This window comes from Mycobacterium sp. (assembly GCF_032159565.1).
Classification (GTDB): Bacteria; Actinomycetota; Actinomycetes; order Mycobacteriales; family Mycobacteriaceae; genus Mycobacterium.
Map to the genome: position 1 here is coordinate 1 of NZ_JAVHWR010000115.1, position 19,047 is coordinate 19,047.

At 66.5% G+C, this 19,047-nt stretch carries 17 protein-coding genes and 3 pseudogenes; 11 read left to right on the forward strand and 9 right to left on the reverse strand.

All coding sequences use genetic code 11. From position 1 onward, the window contains the following. The 4 genes and pseudogenes from QOC76_RS14125 to QOC76_RS14140 form a co-directional block, all read right to left on the reverse strand. Positions 1-195 (reverse strand): annotated as a pseudogene (locus QOC76_RS14125) (alpha/beta hydrolase); the annotation flags it as partial. Between the two features lie 44 nt (positions 196-239). After that, positions 240-1,904 carry a thiolase C-terminal domain-containing protein gene (locus QOC76_RS14130; RefSeq protein ID WP_526357464.1) on the reverse strand — a complete coding sequence of 555 codons (1,665 nt, stop codon included), beginning with the start codon at positions 1,902-1,904 and terminating at the stop codon, positions 240-242. Between the two features lies 1 nt (position 1,905). Beyond that, positions 1,906-2,148 (reverse strand): ferredoxin, encoded by a 243-nt coding sequence (locus tag QOC76_RS14135; protein WP_526357465.1) that lies wholly within the window; start codon positions 2,146-2,148, stop codon positions 1,906-1,908. Beyond that, complete coding sequence (locus tag QOC76_RS14140; protein WP_526357466.1) at positions 2,145-3,434, reverse strand: NADH-ubiquinone oxidoreductase-F iron-sulfur binding region domain-containing protein; 1,290 nt, start codon at positions 3,432-3,434, stop codon at positions 2,145-2,147. The genes QOC76_RS14135 and QOC76_RS14140 overlap by 4 nt, the downstream gene beginning before the upstream one ends. Before the next feature lie 33 nt (positions 3,435-3,467). Here QOC76_RS14140 and QOC76_RS14145 point away from each other — a divergent pair, with 33 nt between their 5' ends. After that, positions 3,468-3,941, forward strand: coding sequence for a hypothetical protein (locus QOC76_RS14145; RefSeq protein ID WP_526357467.1), 474 nt, complete (start codon positions 3,468-3,470; stop codon positions 3,939-3,941). A gap of 5 nt (positions 3,942-3,946) precedes the next feature. On the opposite strand, the gene QOC76_RS14150 is transcribed toward QOC76_RS14145, so the two are convergent. From QOC76_RS14150 to QOC76_RS14165, 4 genes are read right to left on the reverse strand one after another with little or no spacing between them, the layout of a single operon-like run. Continuing rightward, positions 3,947-4,858 (reverse strand): alpha/beta fold hydrolase, encoded by a 912-nt coding sequence (locus QOC76_RS14150; protein ID WP_526357468.1) that lies wholly within the window; start codon positions 4,856-4,858, stop codon positions 3,947-3,949. After that, positions 4,855-5,247, reverse strand: a complete 393-nt coding sequence (locus QOC76_RS14155; protein WP_526357469.1) for a Rieske (2Fe-2S) protein — start codon at positions 5,245-5,247, stop codon at positions 4,855-4,857. Before QOC76_RS14155 ends, QOC76_RS14150 begins: the two co-directional genes overlap by 4 nt. 3 nt (positions 5,248-5,250) lie before the next feature. Then, positions 5,251-6,393: an amidohydrolase family protein gene (locus QOC76_RS14160; protein ID WP_526357470.1), complete on the reverse strand. Its 1,143-nt coding sequence runs from the start codon at positions 6,391-6,393 to the stop codon at positions 5,251-5,253. Between the two features lie 31 nt (positions 6,394-6,424). Continuing rightward, positions 6,425-7,525 carry an amidohydrolase family protein gene (locus QOC76_RS14165; RefSeq protein WP_526357471.1) on the reverse strand — a complete coding sequence of 367 codons (1,101 nt, stop codon included), beginning with the start codon at positions 7,523-7,525 and terminating at the stop codon, positions 6,425-6,427. 242 nt (positions 7,526-7,767) lie between these two features. Here QOC76_RS14165 and QOC76_RS14170 point away from each other — a divergent pair, with 242 nt between their 5' ends. From QOC76_RS14170 to QOC76_RS14215, 10 genes and pseudogenes are all read left to right on the forward strand, one after another. Further along, positions 7,768-8,766, forward strand: a complete 999-nt coding sequence (locus QOC76_RS14170) for an acyl-CoA dehydrogenase family protein (RefSeq protein ID WP_526357472.1) — start codon at positions 7,768-7,770, stop codon at positions 8,764-8,766. Then, positions 8,750-9,925 (forward strand): acyl-CoA dehydrogenase family protein, encoded by a 1,176-nt coding sequence (locus tag QOC76_RS14175; RefSeq protein WP_526357473.1) that lies wholly within the window; start codon positions 8,750-8,752, stop codon positions 9,923-9,925. Before QOC76_RS14170 ends, QOC76_RS14175 begins: the two co-directional genes overlap by 17 nt. 5 nt (positions 9,926-9,930) lie before the next feature. Further along, positions 9,931-10,698 (forward strand): enoyl-CoA hydratase/isomerase family protein, encoded by a 768-nt coding sequence (locus QOC76_RS14180; protein ID WP_526357474.1) that lies wholly within the window; start codon positions 9,931-9,933, stop codon positions 10,696-10,698. After that, a complete protein-coding gene (locus QOC76_RS14185) occupies positions 10,698-11,837 on the forward strand; it encodes a CaiB/BaiF CoA transferase family protein (RefSeq protein WP_526357475.1) in 1,140 nt (379 codons plus the stop codon). The genes QOC76_RS14180 and QOC76_RS14185 overlap by 1 nt, the downstream gene beginning before the upstream one ends. A gap of 21 nt (positions 11,838-11,858) precedes the next feature. Then, a complete protein-coding gene (locus QOC76_RS14190; RefSeq protein WP_526357476.1) occupies positions 11,859-13,157 on the forward strand; it encodes an acyl-CoA dehydrogenase family protein in 1,299 nt (432 codons plus the stop codon). Between the two features lie 14 nt (positions 13,158-13,171). Next, on the forward strand, positions 13,172-13,954 hold the full coding sequence (locus QOC76_RS14195; protein WP_526357544.1) for an SDR family NAD(P)-dependent oxidoreductase: 783 nt from the start codon (positions 13,172-13,174) through the stop codon (positions 13,952-13,954). Between the two features lie 29 nt (positions 13,955-13,983). Then, positions 13,984-14,730, forward strand: a complete 747-nt coding sequence (locus tag QOC76_RS14200; RefSeq protein ID WP_526357477.1) for a TetR/AcrR family transcriptional regulator — start codon at positions 13,984-13,986, stop codon at positions 14,728-14,730. Next, positions 14,723-15,926, forward strand: a pseudogene (locus QOC76_RS14205) (cytochrome P450). The gene QOC76_RS14200 and the pseudogene QOC76_RS14205 overlap by 8 nt, the downstream one beginning before the upstream one ends. 97 nt (positions 15,927-16,023) lie before the next feature. Next, positions 16,024-17,241, forward strand: coding sequence for a M24 family metallopeptidase (locus QOC76_RS14210; protein WP_526357478.1), 1,218 nt, complete (start codon positions 16,024-16,026; stop codon positions 17,239-17,241). Further along, positions 17,231-17,407 (forward strand): hypothetical protein, encoded by a 177-nt coding sequence (locus tag QOC76_RS14215; protein ID WP_526357479.1) that lies wholly within the window; start codon positions 17,231-17,233, stop codon positions 17,405-17,407. The genes QOC76_RS14210 and QOC76_RS14215 overlap by 11 nt, the downstream gene beginning before the upstream one ends. Positions 17,408-17,994: 587 nt before the next feature. Here the strand turns inward: QOC76_RS14215 and QOC76_RS14220 are convergent. Continuing rightward, a pseudogene (locus QOC76_RS14220) lies at positions 17,995-19,035 on the reverse strand (CoA transferase); the annotation flags it as partial. Positions 19,036-19,047: the final 12 nt, after the last annotated feature.

Here is a 19,047-nt window from a genome sequence, read left to right on the forward strand (position 1 = left end):
GTCGTGGTAGAACGCCGACGCGCCGTAGCCGGGACGATCCAAAGCGATCGCCGTGTAGCCGTTCGCGGCCGCCGATCGCAACAGGGACAACTCGGGACGTCCCGGGCAGTCGAAGTACGCCGCCGACGTGGCGCCCCCGTGGATCGCGACGATCACAGCCTTCGGTTCCGGCACCGACGCGATCAACGCCGACATCGGCACACCGTCCACCAGGACGACGCGTGGACGTGGATGCAGGCTCACTGGTCCGTCCGCAGCAGGATCGCCCCGCTCGGCGTGAGACCGCCGCTGCTGACCACCCCGACGCGGGCGTCCTTCACCTGCCGCTCGCCTGCCTCGCCCCGCAGCTGGACGACGGCTTCGTGGATCAGTCCCATGCCGTGGGTGCGCCCGTGCGACAGCTGACCACCGTGGGTGTTCAGCGGGATGACACCGTCACGGGCGATGGCCTTACCGCCGTCGATGAAGTCCTTCGCCTCGCCGATCCCGCAGAAGCCGAGCCCCTCCAGCCACGACAGGCAGTTGAACGTAAAACCGTCGTAAAGCTCGGCGACATCGACGTCCTTGGGCCGCAACGACGTTCGCGTCCACATGTGTGCGGACTGCCCCAGTACCTGAGGTTCGTGCGTCAGTGTGGTCTGGTCCCAGTCGATGCGCTCGACGATCTGGGTGCCGACCGCCTCGAACAGCACGGGCTTGCGGGGCATGTCCCTGGCGACGTCGACTGCAGAGACCACCACCGCGATGGCGCCGTCGCACGGCACGTCGCAGTCATAGAGCCCGAACGGGGTGGTGATCATCCGGGCATTGAGGTAGTCGTCCATGGTCATCGGGTCCCGGTAGATCGCCGTCGGGTTCAGCGCCGCATTCGCCCTCTGATTCAACGCGATATAGCCCAGTGTCTCCCTTGTTGTGCCATACCGCTGGAAGTGGCGTTGCGCATTCAACGCGAGTGTGTGCGCGGCCGACGTCGCGCCGAAGGGCATCTGCCAACTCGAGGTGCGGGCACCCCCCGGCGGCGATGTCTTGCCTTCCTTCAACAACTGCTGGAAGGTGGCTTCCCACAGCGTGCGGAAGCACAGCACGTGGCGGGCCATGCCGGTGGCGATGGCCATCACCGCCGCGATCAGCGATCCGCCGGGACCAAAGGTGTCCATCCCGCCGTTGATCCACACCGGACGCAGACCCAGCGCACCCTCCAGCGCGCTGACCCCACCTTCGCCCATGCCCGCGATGTCAAGGCCCGGATACGTTGAGAGCCCGTCGATGTCGTCGAACGTCAGACCCGCGTCGGCCACCGCCTGCTGGCAGGCGTCGACGGTCAACGACAGCGGCGGCACCATCTGGCGCCTGCCGATCTTCGACATGCCGATCCCGGTGATCGCCGCCGCGTCCTCGAACTTCTCCTTGGTGAGCATCGGCGAGACGTGCTTGCCGAAGTCCTGCGGTGCGATCTCGTCGCCGGCCTGCGGCCCGGTCTTCTTCTCGACGGTCGGCTTGAACACCGGCAACCACACGGTGCCGAGCTTGTCCTCGGCCTTGTCGAACTGAACCTCGAGCATCTGACCGATCTCGAGCTCATCGGGTTCGCAGTCAACGACGTTGGTGGTCAACCGAACCCGCGGGTCCTCGACGATCGCGACCTGTGCCACCACATACGGCGGTGGCAGATCGGGAAAACCGAAACGATGGTTGACGGTGAAAGCCGAGAGGGTGGCTTCGCCGGACACGTCGCGCACGCCCATGTTGCGGCCTCGGCAATATCGGCACACCGGCCGGGGCGGATGAATCAGCGCACTGCAGTCCCTGCACTCCTGAATGCGCAGCACACCGTCGGCGCCTGCGGTCCAGAAGAACTCGTTCTGTGCGTTGACTTCTGGCAGCGGGCGACCGGGAACGTCCACCTCAGCTCCTCGCGTCCCGTGCGGCAGTCCCGGATGACTGCTCGCGGGCTTCGGTCATCTCGATGATGGCGTGCACCGGGCAGTCCAGCAGGGCGCGCATCACCGCGTCGCGATCGGCCTGCGGAATGGTGCCGTTGCCTTCGAGTGAGGCGTATCCCCAGTCGTCCAGGGAAAAGTATTCCGGTGCATGCTTGGCGCACTGGCCGAAACCGTCGCACATGGTCCGGTCGAGACGAATCCTCATGTCGGCATCACCGCCTCGATCTCGTAGGGCCGCAGTGCCTTGAACGCGCCTGTGCGGCATGAATCGCAGTCGTTGTTCAGATGGCGGTCGACCACTTGCGGGAACGCCGACAGCAGGCTGGACGCCACGTTCGTCGCGGCATCGAGTGTCGCGCAGGCGCCACGGCCGCGCAGTACCACCGACCATCGCTCCAACCGCGCCAGATCCTCGTTCGACGCCACCCCGTCGCGCAGCGCTTCGGTCACTGCCGACATCGCGGCGGTGCCGTTGAAACACGATCCGCACTGGCCCGCGTTCTCCCGGTCGAAGTACGCCATCACCGACGCCGCCACCGCGACCGGGCAGTCCTCGGTGAGGACGGTGATCGCGCCGCAGCCCATTCCGCTGTCGAGGCGACGCAATGATTCGTGGTCGAGCGTGATGTCGAGGACATCGCGGTTCAGCAGCCCGGCGAAGTAGCCGCCCATCAGAACGCCGTGCACCTGATCTGACGGCACGCCATGGAATTCGAGCAGGTCGGTGAACGCCAAACCGTGCGGAAGCTCGTACAACGCAGCCGGCCTGCCCGCACCGCTGATCGTCGCAAGGAAAGTTCCCGGTGACGCCGACGTCCCCTGCGCGCGGAATGCCTCGGCACCGTGCCGGGCGATGAACGGGACGAGTGCGAGCGTCTCGACATTGCTTACCATCGTCGGAAGGTGGCCGACGCCTTCTTCGAACGGGCGCGGCGGCTTGTCGGTCGGCTTGGCCGGCCCGCCGTTGAGTGCGCGCACGGCGGCCGTCTCCTCGCCTGCGACGTAGCCGGGGTCCACGGTGAACATCGAGATGGACAGACCCCCGAGCACGTCCTGATCGATCTCGGCGAGCGCGGACTGCACCGATTCCGCGGCGCATCGGTCGGAGACATAGAGGTGGGCGCGCTCAGCGGACACCATCGTCGCCGCCAGCCGTAGCCCGTCGAGCACCAGGTGCGGGCGGTGCCGCAGCAGCCACCGATCCTTGATCGACGCGGGTTCACCCTCCTCACCGTTGGCGACCACCACCGCTCCGCCGGCCTCGACGCCGTTGGCGCGGACCGTCTTCAGCTTGACCGCCAGCGGGAAGGCCGCACCGCCGCGGCCGAGAATGCCGGACAGATCGATTTGACTCAGCAGGCCGTCCGGATCGTCGAGCGGCCGGTAACCGCCCGAGTCACGGTATTCGGCGTAATCCTCGCCGCCCTGTCGCAACAGCCGTGGCTCGAGGCCCGGCCACACCGTGACGGCGAGATCGGTTGTCGCTGTCATGGCATCCTCCTGACCGCGGATAGGGTTGCGGACATGAGGACCGCGGTGGTGCGTGTCCAGGTGGACCCCACGGGCCGCCTCGCGCCGGAACAACTAACGGAGGGCATGACGGCCCTCCGCGCTCTCCTCGGCGCCGCGGGTATCGAGCTGCTCGACAACGACATCGCCTCGATGCCTGCGGCCCGCCGGGAAGTGCAGATGCTGATGATGGGCGGCGACGCCGAGAAGCTGAAGCAGGACGCGGTTGCCTTGTGCGCGAGCGCGTTTTCTACCGAGCCCGCTGCCGGTGTGGTGACCTACGTGAGCCGGGGTACCGACGACGACGCTCACGGCGTGCTCGCCGGCTTCGGCCTGGCCGGCGAGATCAGCCGCACACGGGGAGACGACGGCCTGGACATCGTCCATGTCACACTGCGCAATGCCGACCTCGACCGCGTGCCGGAAAGCCGAATACACACCGCGCTCGAGGCTTCCCTCAACTGCGAAGTGCACATTCGAACGGCGTAGCGGCATCACTTGTCCAGGAACTTCAGGATTGCCGGCGCCGCCTGCACCCAGGTGTCGAACATGTTGAAACGCTTGACTTTCCCCTGAGCGCGGGCCTCGCTGGCCCGCTCCCAGGCATCCTCGGGCCACGGCGGGTCGATCAGTTTCGCGCCCTTGATCAGGCAACTCACTTCCAGCGACGTCCGCTTGGGGTGGTCCCAGTCGTTCTCGCCGCCGCGGATGATCAACGTGGGTACCTTGATGTCGTCGAACATCTCGTCGGGCACACCGGGGATGGTTTGACCGGGCTTCGGGACGTAGGCGTTGAGCCAGCGCAGCATGACCTTGAGGAATTCATCGCTGTCCTGCGCCAGTATCCGGTCCCTGTTGCGCGGATTCTCCGCGATCAGTTCCTTCCACTCGGGCAGGCGCAGCAGACCTTCCATGCCGAGCGCGCGGGCCGCGTGGATGGTGGGCATCACGTAGTAAGCGCCCAGCGCGAACGAGCCGTAGACGCCGCCGACGATGTTCCACACCACCAGCTTTCGCACGATCTCGGGATACAGCATCGTCGTCAGCATCGAATCGCGGGCACCGCCGGAACCGCCCGCGATGAGGCACGGGCCGATGTCGAGGCCGGTGATCAGCGCGTGCAACGTCTCTGCACGCATGTGTGATTCGCTCTGCCCGTAGAACTGGACGTCGGACTTCCCGCAGTTCGGCCGGTCCCAGAGCAGCACCCGGTAGCCGCCCTCGACCAGCTTCTTGGCCAACGGCCGCAGGCCTTCGATGTCCTTGCTGTATCTGCCGCCGGGCGTCAGCGCGATGAATTCGCCTTCCTTGCCCAGGGCTTCGTAGACGACGTTGCCGCCGTTGACCTCGAAGACCTTCTCGCCCCGCTTGAGCGCCGGGCCGGCTGACTGTGTGGTCGTAGTCACGCCATCACCAGCACGTCGTTGCCGACGACCCGCACCGGGTAAGTGCGGATGCTCCACTCCGGCTTGACCGCCGTCGTACCGGTGGCGAGCTCGAATCCCCATTGATGCCACGGGCAGTAGATGAATTCGAGATCGCGGACCATGACGGCATCACCTGGCACCTTCTCGTCGACGACGGTTCGGCCACGTGCCCGTCCTGAGCACAGCGGGCCGCCTTCGTGCGGACAGTAGTTCGCGATCGCGTAGAACGTGCCGTTGACGTTGTACACACCGACGCCGTGGCGGCCGATCGGCACCAACTTGTGCTTGCCCGGCGGAATCTCGTCGACGGTGGCTACGACGTGCTCACGCCCCTGCGCCAGCCGGGGCGGTTTCGTTTCCTCTTGCACTAGTCAGAACACCCGCACTTGGCCCTCGAGGGCCGGGACCGTCTCCGGAAGGTGGTACGTCGCAATGCCGTTGCGGAACATCACGGCCTCACGGGCGTGCTCGGGCAGGTGCTTCACCAGCCAGCGCGGGTCGTCGAAGGTCCAGTGCGGGTAGTCCGACGAGAACAGCAGGATCTTCTCGCATTCCATCCACTCGAGCGCCCGCGTCAACTCCGTCTTGTTCTCGGGGTAGTCCAGCGGCTGCGTCGTGAACTTGATGTGGTCCTTGACGTACTCCGACGGTTTGCGCTTGATCTCGACCCAGGACTTGCGGGCTTCGTAGATGGCGTCCATCCGCCACATCAGCGGCAGGATCCAGGTGAAGGCGTGCTCCACGAACACGATTCGCAGCGTGGGGAACCGGTCGAAGACCCCGTCGAAGATCAGGCTCATCACCTGATTGGCCGCCAGCAGCGAATAGGTGACCATGAAATCGTGGTTGTAGCTGGGGAAGCCGACCGGTGGAATCGGCAGCTCCTCGTGGTGGCCGCGGGACAGGTGGCAGCTGACCGTGATGTCGTGCTTGGTCGCGGCAGCCCAGATCGGGTCGTACTTGGGGTCGCCCCACGACGGACGCGGCTCGGCCTTGATCAGAATCTGGCCCATGTAGGGATGCCCGGCCCAGCGTTCGATCTCACGCGCCGCGGCGTCGGGCTCCTCGACCGCCGCGCAGATGGAGCCGCGCCACCGCTCGTGCCAGTTGTTGTGGCTGTCCAGCCAGTGGTTGGCCTGCCAGTCGTTGAGCGCGCAACTCATCGCGTGGTTCGGCTCGCGGAAGCGGGCCGGATAGGCGGCAGGCTCCAGGATCGCGATGTCGGCGCCTGCCTCCATGATCAGTTGCTTGAACGCCAGATCCGGACTGCTGCCGGGAAACTGGCCGTCGGGGGGAAAGGTGTCGGCGCGCATCGCGTAGGCATGGGCGTAGTCCGGAGCGTCGTAGTAGATCTGCTCGCCGATCTTGCGGGTCAGAAAGTACTTACTGCGCCACGGTTCGGGAATGTACTGCGTCAGCTCGCCGCTTCGGGGCACCGGATGGACGTCGGAATCGACGCACCGAACGGCAATGCGCTCGGCCGCGGGCCTGCGCTCTGTGGTTGTGACCGTCATCGTGGTCTCCCTCTATCGAAGCCTGTAGCTATCACTCTGCGCCGACACCGGCACCGACGTCTATCCCGTACAGCTCTGCGGCGTTGCGCCAGCACAGCTTGTCGCGCTGTTCGGCCGTATACGCGCTCGGCACCGTCAGCTCGTTGGCCTGCCAGTGCGGGTAGCTGGACCCGTACATCACCATGTCGTCCTTGCCGGTGAAGGCCGACCACTCGCCGGCGAAGTCGACGTCGCCGGGGCCGTCCACGGCGCCCTGGATGAAGAAGACATGGCCGGGCAGGTAGTCGCTCGGCATCTTCGGGGCCCACGGCGTCTGTTCGAGGTGCGGGCGTCCGAAGCAGTCCATCCGCCAGATGAAGGGTGTCAACAGGTCGGCGGCGCCGTCCGCCCAGACGAACTTCAGATCGGGCATCCTTTCGAATACCCCCTCGGCGATCATGTTCATCAGGTGGTACAGGTAGTTCAGCGCCATGAAGCTGACGTACTGCTCGTAGGTTCTCGTGACGCCCGACGGCGTCGGCGCGAACTGAATTCCCGCGCCCACCTCGATGTGCACGGCAACCGGCAAGCCGGCGTCGACCGCCGCCTCCCACAACGGCCAGTACTGCGGCTTCCCGTAGACCTCACGCGATTGCAGGGGGACGCCGATCTGCACTACCCGGGGGTGGTCCTTGTACGTGTCGATCTCGCGCAGCGCTCCGGCGATGTCGTCCGGATTGACCCTGATGGTGCCGCGGAACCGGTCGCGGTAGGAGCCCTCGTCGAGCCAGCGCGTCACCAGCATTTCGTTGTGGCCCGCGGCGATGGCCGTTCCGAGGTGCCGGTCCGGCATGATGCCGCGCGTCATGGGGTGCAGGATCGCGACGTCGACACCGCGGTCGTCGAACAGGTGCCGTCCGACGACCTCCGGGTCCGAACCGGGGTACTGGCCGTCTGGGCCCTCGGTGCCCTTTGCGTACTCGCCGCCGGGTGCGCCGTACCAGTCCATCTCGTAGTCGGGGAAGCCACGGCTGCGGTACGGCTCGGCCATGAAGTTCTTGCGGAGGTCCTTGTTCGACTGGGCGAAGATGTGCACGCTGGCGTCGATGACGGGCGTCTTATCCGACGCAGCCCCGTCAGGATGTTGGATCACTGATGGCCTCCGATGTCTGCCGGTCGGGACCGGACATACAGCCAGTGTAAAGCCAAGTTCTTCAATGGCAAGAATTGGGTTCTCAAGCGTAACGCTTACTTCTCCGCAGGTCAGGGTGCGCGCTGGTGACGTGCACGGCAGCCCTGGAGCGAAACGTGGTAGTCGCTAATCGAGAACAGTTACGGCATCTAAGGAGAATGTTATTCTCGTCCGCGACGGGCAATCGCACCAGGAGGCGCCGGATGCTACTCGAGTTCGATGCAGATCAGCGGCTGTGGCAGGACACCGTCCGCGACGCGGTGGGGAAGCAGTGCCCGCCGTCCCTGGTCCGTGAGGTCGCGGAGAACGGCGTGGACCCGGCGCCGCTGTGGCAGGCCTACATCGACGCGGGCTGGACCGAGCTGACCGATCCGGAGAATGCCGTCGAGCTGGCAATCGTGCTCGAAGAGCTCGGCCGCGCCACCGATCCGACGCCGTTCTTGGCGACATTGACCCAGTTCGCGCCGCTGGTCGGCGACCGCTTCGACCCCCAGCAGGCCGGTGCGGCGATCTACGACGGCATCAACGCCTACCGCGATGCCGATGGCTGGGTGCTCGACGGAACGGCACGCCACGTGCTCGACGCCGACCGGGCGCAACGGCTCGCCGTGGTCACCGACGGCGGTGTCTTCCTCGTCGACGCCGACAAGGCGACGGTCCGGCGCAGCAAGGTCTTCGATCCGGTGCTCCACATCGCCGACGTGTCCTTGGCGGGCGTCCGGCTGGCCGACACCGAACGGCTGCACACCGATCCGGAGAAGGCTCGCCATCTGGCGCTCACCGGGATCGCCATCACCACGGTCGGCGCTTGCCAGCGCATCATCGACCTCGCGCTTGAGCACGTGAAGCAGCGCCAGCAGTTCGGCGTCGCGATCGGCTCCTTCCAGGCCGTGCAGCACAAGGCCGTCGACATGCATGTGGCCACCGAGCGCGCCCGCGCACTGTCGTACTTCGCGGCGCTGACCATCTCGGCCGACGATCCGCGCCGTCGTCTCGCGGCTGCCATGGCCAAGGCCGCGGCGGGGGAGTGCCAGGCCATCGTGTTCCGGCACGGCCTTCAGCTGTTCGGCGCCATGGGATTCACGTGGGAAAACGACCTTCAGTTCGCCCTGAAGCGGGCCAAGGCGGGCGAGTTGCTGCTCGGCGGTGCGGCCGAACATCGCGCGGTGATCGCGGAGGAGTTCGATGCAGCTGACTTTTGATTCCGACGTCGAGGACTTCCGCGCCGAGTTCTCGGCGTTCCTCGACGAGCATCTCCCGTCGGAGGCCGAGACGCTGGAGCGGCCGCGGTCGGTGTCGCACATGCCGCAGTGGTCGCGCGACTGGCAGCGGCTGCTGTTCGACAACGGCTGGTTGCTGCCCGCCCAGCCGCCGGAGTTCGGTGGCCGCAACGCGACGGTGCTGCAGTCGTTCGTCCATCTCGACGAGCTGTGCCGCCGCCGCATCTACCACAGCATGAATCCCCAGGGCGTCAATATCATTGCCGCATCGCTGATCTCGTTCGGATCCGACGAGCAGAAGCACCGCTGGGCGGTACCCGTGCTCAGGGGTGAGCTCACCGCGTCGCTGGGGATGAGCGAGCCCAGTGCGGGCTCCGATCTGGCGTCGCTGCGCACCCGCGCCGTGGCCGACGGCGAGCACTTCGTCGTCAATGGCCAGAAGGTGTGGACCTCCGGCGCCCATGACGCCGACTTCCTGCTCGCGTTCGTGCGCACCGACCCGGATGCTCCCAAGCACAAGGGGATCAGTGCCTTGATCATCCCTACCGACACGCCGGGGGTGGTCTGCCGCCCGTTCGCCGATATGTGCGCTGAAGACAACCTGGACTTCAACGAGGTGTTCTTCACCGACGCCAGGGTTCCCGCCGAGAACCTCGTCGGACCACTCAACGGAGGGTGGGGTGTGGCCAACGGCTCACTCGGACACGAGCGCACGATGATGTGGCTGGGCTTCGCCGACCGGATCGACAACATGATCGCCGACTTCCGGCCGCGCGGCGAGGTACAGCGCGACCAGTACGCCACCACGATCATGGACTACCTGGCCTTGCGGGCGATGGGATCAGCGGCGCTGGCCAAGGCCGCCCGCGGCGAGATGGACACCGCCTCGGTCTCGGTGCTCAAGCTCTTCGGGTCCGAGGCGGAGCGGCAGGCGCTCGAGAACGCGCTGACTGCCGCGGGGTCCGACGGGCTCATTCATCCGGCGACGACGGGCCCCTACGAGCACATGAACCTCGACCACTACTTCGCCAGCTGGTTCGAGCGCTACGCACGCAGCTTCGGCGGGACGATCGCGGGCGGCACGTCCGAGATCCAGCGCAACATCATCGCCACGCAGGTGCTCGGCTTGCCGCGGCGCTGAGTTCGGTGACCGAGACGCTGCTCGTCGAACGGCCGCACGCGGGCGTGCTTGTCGTGACGCTGAACCGGCCCAAGCGGCTGAACGCGATCAACGCAGTGATGCGGCGCGAACTCATCGAGACGCTTGAGGCGGTGGGCGACGACGTCAACGCCGTCGTCATGACCGGCGCCGGTCGCGGCTTCTGTTCGGGCATCGACATGCGCGATTTCGGGCCCGATGTGCCCACGCCAGACGATCCCGCGATCGACCGGCTGCGATTCCAGGAGTCGATGGCGGCGCTGCCGCAGGCGATCCGGGATCTGCCGCAACCCGTCATCGCCGCGGTCAACGGTCCGTGCGTCGGCGGCGGGCTCGCGCTGTGCCTGGCCGCCGACATCCGGATCTGCTCCGGCGCGGCAACATTCGGCAATGCCGCGATTCTTCTCGGGCTGTCCGGCGCCGAGATGGGAATGAGTTACCACCTTCCGAGGATCGTCGGAACCAGCGTGGCCGCCGACTGGATGCTGACCGGTCGCACCGTGACAGCAGACGAAGCCGACCGCCGCGGGCTGGTGAGCGAGCTGGTAGAACCGGACCGGCTGGCCGACCGCGCCGCCGAGATTGCGGCCGCGATCGCCGAATTGTCGCCGCTGGGAGTGCAACTGACCAAGCGTGCGCTACAGGTCAACACCGACGCCTCGGGACTCGATGCGGCCGTGGAACTGGAGAACCGCAATCAAGTGCTGAGCCACGCCACCGACGACGCGGCTGCCCGACGGCAGAAGTGGTCGTAGTGAGCGGACCGCTGCACGGCGTCCGGATCGTGACGATGGGCGGTCTCGGACCGGGCCCGTTCTGCGGCATGTTGCTCGGTGACCTCGGCGCGGACGTCGTGCGTGTCGACATTCCGCGTGCGGTCGACGGTCCGCTGCCCATCGACTACACCGTCCGGCGCAGCCAGCGTTCCATCGCGCTGGACGTCAAAGACGCTGCGGGCCGGGCGATCCTGTTGAAGCTGGTCGAGAACGCCGACGCGTTCGTCGAGGTGTTCCGACCCGGTGTGGCTGAGCGGCGCGGCATCGGGCCCGACGATCTGCACGAGCGCAACCCGCGGCTGGTGTACGCCCGGATGACCGGTTACGGACAGGACGGGCCGTACGCTGAGCGCGCCGGCCACGACATCAACTACATCGCGCTCGCAGGCGCGCTGCACGGGATCGGCACCGCCTTCGCGCCGGTGCCGCCGCTGAACCTGGTCGGCGATTACGGCGGCGGTGGCATGCTGCTGGCCGTCGGGTTGCTCAGCGCCATCCTGGAGGCACGGGCTTCGCAGGAGGGCCAGGTCGTCGACGTTGCGATGGTCGACGGCGCTGCCACGCTGATGGCCCCGTACTACGGCATGGTGGCGGCGGGCACATGGCGGGATCAGCGGTACGACAACGTACTGGATGGTGCGGCGCACTACTACGGTGTCTACGCAACCGCTGACGAGAGGCATGTCGCGGTCGGGGCCATGGAGCCCCAGTTCTACGCCGAGTTGTGTCAGCGCCTCGGCGTCGACATCCCGCAGGACGCGAACGATCCGACGGCATGGGAAGGTCACCGGGCGGTGCTGGCGGCGCGGTTTCGCGAGAAGTCGCGCACGGAGTGGGAAGAACTGCTCAGTTCTCCGGGATGCTGTGCCACACCCGTGCTCAGCCTCGCCGAAGCACCGCGGCATCCGCACAACGTGGCCCGTGGCACCTTCGTCGAAATCGACGGCGTGGTGCAACCGGCACCGGCGCCGCGGTTCTCGCGGACTTCGCCTCCGACACCGACCGGCCCGTCGCTGCCCGGCGACCATACCCGCGACGTGCTGGGCGGGCTGGGGATGGACGACAAGGCGATCGCGGAACTTCTCGCATCAGGTGTCGCGCGACAGAGCAGCGACTGAACTTCGAAGGAAGGACGAGCGATGGCGTGGGACTTCTCGACCGACCCGGAATGGGCGGAGCAGCTGACCTGGGTCGAGCAGTTCGTGCGCTCGGAGTGCGAGCCGATCGACCTGGTCGTCAAGGAGTCACACGACCTCAACGACCCGGTGCGCCAAGCGCTCATCCCGCCGCTGCAGCAGATCGTCAAGGGCCGTGGGCTGTGGGCCACGCACCTCGGCCCGCATCTCGGCGGGCCCGGTTTCGGTCAGGTCAAGCTGGCGCTGCTCAACGAGATACTCGGCCGCTCCGAGTGCGCACCGATCGTATTCGGCTCGCAGGCACCCGATTCCGGCAACAGCGAGATTCTCGCGCACTACGGGACACCCGAGCTGAAGCAGCGCTACCTGGAGCCGCTGCTGGACAACCGCATCGTGTCTTGCTTCTCGATGACTGAACCACAGGGCGGCGCCGATCCGAAGGTGTTCACCACCACCGCTGTGCAGGACGGCGATCACTGGGTGATCAACGGCGAGAAGTGGTTCTCGTCATTCGCGTCGATGGCATCCTTCATCATCGTGATGGCGTTGACCGATCCGGATGCGCCACCCTACGAACGCTATTCGATGTTCGTCGTCCCCGGCGACACGTCGGGCATCAACGTGCTGCGCGACGTCGGCCTCGGCTATCAGCCGTTCGGTGGCGGCGGCCGGGAAGGTTACGTGCGATACGAGAACGTCCGCGTCCGCAACGATCACATGCTCGGACCGCGCGGCGGCGCGTTCGTCGTCGCCCAGACACGACTCGGCGGCGGACGCATTCACCACGCCATGCGCACGGTCGGGCTGGTCCGACGCATCTTCGACATGATCTGCGAGCGCGCCGTGTCGCGATACACCCAGGGCGACCTGCTGTCCAACAAGCAGCTCGTGCAGGAAATGGTCGCCGACTCTTGGATGGAGATCGAGGCGTTCCGGCTGCTGACCCTGCAAACCGCGTGGAAGATCGACCAGCACAACGACTACAAGGCGGTGAGAGCCGACATCTCGGCGGTCAAGGCGATGATGCAGAAGGTGCTGCACGACGTGTCGGCCAGGGCGCTGCAGTTGCACGGCTCGCTGGGCACCACCCATGAGATGCCGTTCGTGCAGTACCTGGTGGAGTCGTTCGTGCTCGGGCTCGCCGACGGGCCGACCGAAGTGCACAAGGTGACGCTGGCGCGGCTGCTGCTCAAGGACTACAAGCCCGCTCCTGACGTCTTTCCCTCCGAGCACCTGTTGCGGCTGCGGGAGGCTGCCGAAAAGAAGTTCGCCGACAAGCTGGCCGGGGTTCCACGCACGTGAGCCGCGGACGTCCGATGCCGTGTGACGGCAAGGTGGCCCTGGTCACCGGCACCAGCCGAGGCCTGGGCAAGGCGATCGCGCAGCGGCTGGCCGCCGAGGGCGCCACCGTGGCGCTGACCGCACGAACCATGGAGCCAGACCCGAAATCCAAAGGCTCGCTTCGCCAGACGCTCGACGAGATCGAGGCGGCGGGCGGATCGGGGGTCGCCATCCAGGCCGACCTGTCGAAGGCCGAGGACCGCGAGCGCCTGTTCGGCGAGGTCGTCGAACGCGTCGGCGCGCCCGACATCCTCGTCAACAACGCCGCCGTCACCTTTCTGCGGCCCCTCGACGAGTTCCCGGAGCGGCGGGTGAGGCTGATGATGGAGATGCACGTGCTGGCACCGTTGCACCTGACGCAGCTGGCGATCCCGGCCATGCGTGAGCGTGGCCGCGGGTGGGTGCTCAACGTGACATCGGTCGGGGGCGACCTACCCGACGGCCCGCCGTTCTCCGAATTCGACCGCGTCGCGGGCTTCGGCGTCTACGGCACGGTCAAGGCCGCGCTCAACCGGCTGACGAAGAGCCTCGCCGCCGAGTTGTACGGCGACGGGATCGCCGTCAACGCCGCGGCGCCGACGAATCCGGTCGCCACGGAAGGGGCGGGCGCGCTGGATCTGGCCAAGACCGACACCGAGGGCATCGAACTCATCACCGAGACCGCGTTCCTGCTGTGCACCGGCAACCCGACGACGCTGACCGGCCGCATCGCCCACACGCAGGAGTTTCTGCGCGAAGTCGGATGGTCATCCACTTAAATAAACCGCTTGATTTAAACCGTGCCGAGATGTCTACTGAGGCGGTGACGGCAGCCAGAGTCTTGAGCAGCGACCGTTCGACCGCGACCAGGGAGGCGCTGCTACTCGCGGCGGAGCGGTTGTTCGCCGAACGCGGGATGTACGCCGTGTCGAACCGGCAGATCAGCGAGGCCGCCAACCAGGGCAACAACGCCGCGGCGTGCTACCACTTCGGCACCCGGACGGACCTGTTGAGGGCCATCGAAAGCAAGCATCGCGCACCGATCGAGGAGTTGCGCGGCAGGATGTTGGCCGACGTCACGGGTTCGACCGAGCTGCGCGACTGGGTGGGCACGCTCGTCCTGCCGCTTACCGATCACCTGACGGCCCTCGGCAGCCCGAGCTGGTACGCGCGGTTCGCGGCGCAGGCGATGGCCGATCCGTCCTACCGCCAGGTCGTCACCAAGGACGCGCTGACATCACCCGAGCTCGTCGCTGCGATCAACGGCATCAACGACTGCCTGCCCGACCTACCGAAACGCGTGCGCATCGAACGAATCGTGATGGCGCGCAACCTGTTGATGCATACCTGTGCCGAACACGAAGGCGAACTGGCCGAACACGGGCCGGCAGCCAGGTCGAGCTGGCCCGTCGCGGCCGAAGGTCTCATCGACGCGATCGTCGGCCTCTGGCAGGCGCAGGTCCGCCTTGTCGGCCCCGCCGACGTGGTCCGCCTTGTCGGCCCCGCCGACGTGCTCCGCCTTGCCGGCCCCGCCGACGTGGTGCGCAATGTCTGAGATCCTCGACTTCCCGACGCCGCGCGCGGCCGGCTGCCCCTTCGCTCCGCCGCCGCAGGTGCTCGAGCGCAGCGCCACCGAACAGCTTTTCCGCGTGCGCATCTGGGACGGCAGCACGCCGTGGCTCATCACCGGCTACGAGGCGATCCGGTCGCTCTTCGCCGATGGGTGCGCGAGCGTCGACGACCGCAAACCCGGATACCCGCACTGGAACGAGGGAATGCTGGCGACGGTGGACAAGCGGCCGCGGTCGGTGTTCACCGCAAGACGCCGAGGAGCACACCCGGTTCCGCCGGATGCTGTCGCGTCCGTTCACGTACAAACGTGTCGAGGCGCTGCGGCCCGCCGTGCAGCGGATCACCGACCAGCACATCGACGAGATCCTGTCCGGACCGAAACCCGTCGATCTCGTCGAAAGCCTGGCGCTGGCGATTCCGTCGCTGGTGATCAGCGAAATGCTCGGTGTCCCTTACGACGCCGAGTTTTTCCAGGAGCAGGCCAACAAGGGCATGAGCCGGTACGCCACCGCGGAGGAATCGGCCCAGGGCGCGGGCGCCCTCGCCAAGTACCTGGCCAACCTCGTCCGCACGAAGATCGACGACCCGAGCGAGGACCTGGTGTCCGATCTCGCCGAGCGGGTGAAGGCCGAGGAAATCAGCGTGCGGGAGGCGGCTCAGCTGGCGACCGGTGTGCTGATCGCCGGACACGAGACGACCGCAGGCCAGATCGGCGTCAGCATCGTGGCGCTGCTCGAGCACCCCGCCCAGATGGCGCTGCTGCGCGACGCCGACGACCCGAAGGTGATCGCCGCCGCGGTCGAGGAACTGATGCGTTACTGCAGCATCATCCAGACCGGCCAGCGGCGCATCGCCGACGAGGACATCGAGGTCGGCGGTGAAGTGATCCGGGCGGGCGACGGCATAATTCTTGATGTGGCACCGGCAAATTGGGATGCGCGTCAGTTCCCCGAACCTGACCGTCTCGATCTGAGCCGCGACGACGGCCCGCATGTCGGGTTCGGCTACGGGCGTCATCAGTGCGTCGGTCAGCAGCTGGCTCGCATGGAGTTGCAGATCGTGCTGCCGACGCTGCTGCGGCGCGTTCCCACGCTTCGGCTGGCCGTGCCGATCGACGAGCTGCCATTCAAACACGACGCACTCGCATACGGCCTCTACGAGTTGCCGGTCACCTGGTGAACGGCGGCCCGAACCTCACAGTTCCGGACCTCTCCGGTCGGATCCGAGAACGCCGCGAAGATCGCCAGCGCCAACATCACGACTTTCTCGGCCTGTCATGACAACGACAGTCGAGACGATTCCCGAGACGCCCGACCGCGCGCGCATGTATCGCGATATCGGTGTCCGCCTCCGCGCGGCGATGACCGACCAGGGCGTCGACGCCCTGATGTTGTTGTTGAACGGGCACGTGACGTACGCGACGGGTGCGAGTTGGCCGATGCTCGACGCGGGCCTTGGTCATGTGGAGCGTCCGGTTGCGCTCGTTCTGGCAAGCGATGAACACCCGCACCTGTTCATGCCCATGCGTGAGGGCGCGGCGTCCGAGTTCCAGGTCCCGACCGATCATCTGCACGGCCCGGTCTATCTCGAATTCGACGAAGGCGTCCAGCAATTCGCGCGTATCACCGCCGAGCTGATCCCGCAGGGCGCCAACGTGGCCGTCGACGAGCTGTCCGGAGCGATGCGACGTGACGCGGACCGGCTGTTTCCCGGCGGCCCTCCGTCCGACGCGACCCTCGTCGTCGCCGCGGCCCAGCTGGTCAAGACGCAGGACGAGGTGTCATGCATTCGCAAGGCATGTCGAATCACCGAATCGGCCATGGTCGGCATCCAGAAGCAACTCGTGCCGGGCGTGCGACAGATCGACCTGTCTGCGGCCTTCGCGCGACAGGCCTTCGAGCTCGGTGCGACGGCCAACATGCTCGATCCGATCTGGCAAGTGATGCCGAGCTCGCGGGCAACTGGTGTGTGGACGATTCACGGTGACCTCGCGCTGCCACTGCTGACGACCGAACGGGAACTCAACGGCGGTGATGTGCTGTGGACCGACGTGAGCATCTCATATGCCGGCTACTGTTCGGATTTCGGCAGGACGTGGCTGGTCGGCGACGGCCCGTCGGCGCAGCAGCAGTACCAGTTCGCGCAGTGGCGAACGATCCTGGACGCGGTGCTTGCCGTCACCAAGGCTGGGGCGACGTCAGGCGATCTGGCCCGTGCGGCGATCGCGGCGAACGGCGGATCCAAGCCGTGGCTGCCGCACTTCTATCTGGGGCACGGCATCGGCACCTATCCCGCCGAAGCGCCGTTCATCGGAACCGATCTCGGTGAGGAGTTCGACGACAACTTCGTCTTCCCGGTCGGTATGGCACTGGTGCTGGAGCCGATGGTCTGGCGGGACGGCACAGGCGGGTATCGCAGCGAGGAGATCGTCGTGACCACCGACGAGGGCTGGTACCGCATCACCGACTACCCGTACGCGCCCTATGGCGCCTGAGGGCGGCGCGGCCGACGAGGTCTTCCATCCGGCGGGCGACGACGATGACTGGAACGAGAGCGGCTGGTTCGGCTTCAACATCCCGCAACGCGACATCAATGGCTTCGTCTACTACGCCCACGACTTGCGGGAACAGGCGCGCGCTCATCGGCCGGCCCGCGATTAGGTGAGCTCGCTCAATGCCTTACTGAGATCCCTTGACTCCCAGAGGTTCAGCACATTGGTGAGCATTTGCAGCGGCGCACGCACGCCTTCGTCGTCCTTGATGGCCGGATGAGTGCGCTGCGTGTCGGCACCGTCGTCCGGTACTTTCGCACGGATCAGCGCGGGCACGTTGAACAGCCAGGTGATGCCCATCAGCGCGGCGTACAGCAGCACCTGTCTTTCCAGTTGAGCGGGATCCAACTTCGGCCCACCTGATGAGTGCACCTCGTCGCAGAACAACGCCAGAAACTCGTCGAAGTGGTTGTCCCACAGCTCAGTCTCTGCACCCGACATGGCACCCCAGATCGCCATCGCAAGGTTCAACAGGGTGACGCAGCCCCAGTCCATCAGGCCGCAACGCAGCAGGCCGTCTTCTGTCCAGAACCACGCGTTGTCGACGTTCGCGTTCCAGCGGGAGAGGGCGAGGTAATCCTTCGCATCGGTGAGATGGCTCCAGATCGCGGATTCTCCTTGCAGCACCTGCGGCGCCTCGACGGCGAGGCGGTCAAGGAACTCCGGTGATCGAACGTTGTCGGGCATCAGGCAGCAGACGATCTCAGCGGGTGATTCACTCAACAGGTAGGGCACCGTCGGATAGGCCGCCGAGCCGAGCACCGGATGCGAGACGTCGCGGAAGAACCGGCGATGGCGGTATTGCTGCAACGATGACAGCTCGTCGACGGCGTAGACGGGGACGAGCGGCACGCCGAGCCGCTGAGCCTTTTCGGCGACGGCGTTCTTCTCCTTGTCCCGAATCCACGGGGCGAACCCACGGTGAAACCTCGCTACCTTCTCGGGCGTCACGGAGAACTCGAGCCAGTCGTCGTCGAACTCGTCCAGCCACGACGGTCTGTCCATCAGCTCCTTGAGCGCAACCCAGTGGTGCCCGTTGGTCATGTAGAGGTAGACGTGCCCGTCGCTGCAGGCGAAGAACGACGCCGGCCCCTGCTGGTCGTAGTCGTCGCGGGTGCCCTCGGGCGCGATCTCACCGGCGATGAACCGGCCGAGTATGCAGCCGGCCCGGGACACCAGCACCGCGTGCGCGGAGACGTCGACGAATTCGCCGCGGCCGTGGTGCAGTTGCGCGAACAAACACGACGCAACGCAGAGTGCCGCGTCGAGGCCGGCTTCGTAATCGGTCAGGAATCGGCCAGGCCCCTTCAGGGGAGGCATCGTCGGGTCAGCGTGGCTGGGCGTGTGGAAGCCCCAGCCGCTGGCGTGGAACGCGTTGATGCTCTTGGCGTTTTGCATCTCGGCCGGCGCGTCATGGCCGAACGGGGTGACGGAACAGACGACCACGTCGGGATGCTGACCTGCCAGCTCGGACAGCGACGTATGGTCGCCGATGACCGCATGTGCCGAGTCGATGATGCCGTCGAGTGTCGGGTCGTCGAGGACGACGACGGACTTCTTGTTCGTGTTCAGGTACGCGAACAGGCTGCCCGGCGTCATGGCCCTGGTGGAGCTGCCCCACCCGGGCTTCTCGACCTTGACGACATCGGCGCCGAAGTCGGCGAGCAGCTTGCCGCAGTACTCCCCGGCCACCGTCTCTGCCAGTTCGACGATCCGGATGCCGTTCAGTGCCGACATGGCGGTGCCGCC

Bases quoted from the DNA above. Each gene is read 5' to 3' on its own strand.
- QOC76_RS14175 (WP_526357473.1), top strand. From the start codon at position 8,750: ATGCAGCTGACTTTTGATTCCGACGTCGAGGACTTCCGCGCCGAGTTC.
- QOC76_RS14135 (WP_526357465.1), bottom strand. From the start codon at position 2,148: ATGAGGATTCGTCTCGACCGGACCATGTGCGACGGTTTCGGCCAGTGC.
- QOC76_RS14170 (WP_526357472.1), top strand. From the start codon at position 7,768: ATGCTACTCGAGTTCGATGCAGATCAGCGGCTGTGGCAGGACACCGTC.
- QOC76_RS14190 (WP_526357476.1), top strand. From the start codon at position 11,859: ATGGCGTGGGACTTCTCGACCGACCCGGAATGGGCGGAGCAGCTGACC.
- QOC76_RS14210 (WP_526357478.1), top strand. From the start codon at position 16,024: ATGACAACGACAGTCGAGACGATTCCCGAGACGCCCGACCGCGCGCGC.
- QOC76_RS14140 (WP_526357466.1), bottom strand. From the start codon at position 3,434: ATGACAGCGACAACCGATCTCGCCGTCACGGTGTGGCCGGGCCTCGAG.
- QOC76_RS14160 (WP_526357470.1), bottom strand. From the start codon at position 6,393: ATGACGGTCACAACCACAGAGCGCAGGCCCGCGGCCGAGCGCATTGCC.
- QOC76_RS14195 (WP_526357544.1), top strand. From the start codon at position 13,172: ATGCCGTGTGACGGCAAGGTGGCCCTGGTCACCGGCACCAGCCGAGGC.
- QOC76_RS14215 (WP_526357479.1), top strand. From the start codon at position 17,231: ATGGCGCCTGAGGGCGGCGCGGCCGACGAGGTCTTCCATCCGGCGGGC.
- QOC76_RS14200 (WP_526357477.1), top strand. From the start codon at position 13,984: ATGTCTACTGAGGCGGTGACGGCAGCCAGAGTCTTGAGCAGCGACCGT.
- QOC76_RS14145 (WP_526357467.1), top strand. From the start codon at position 3,468: ATGAGGACCGCGGTGGTGCGTGTCCAGGTGGACCCCACGGGCCGCCTC.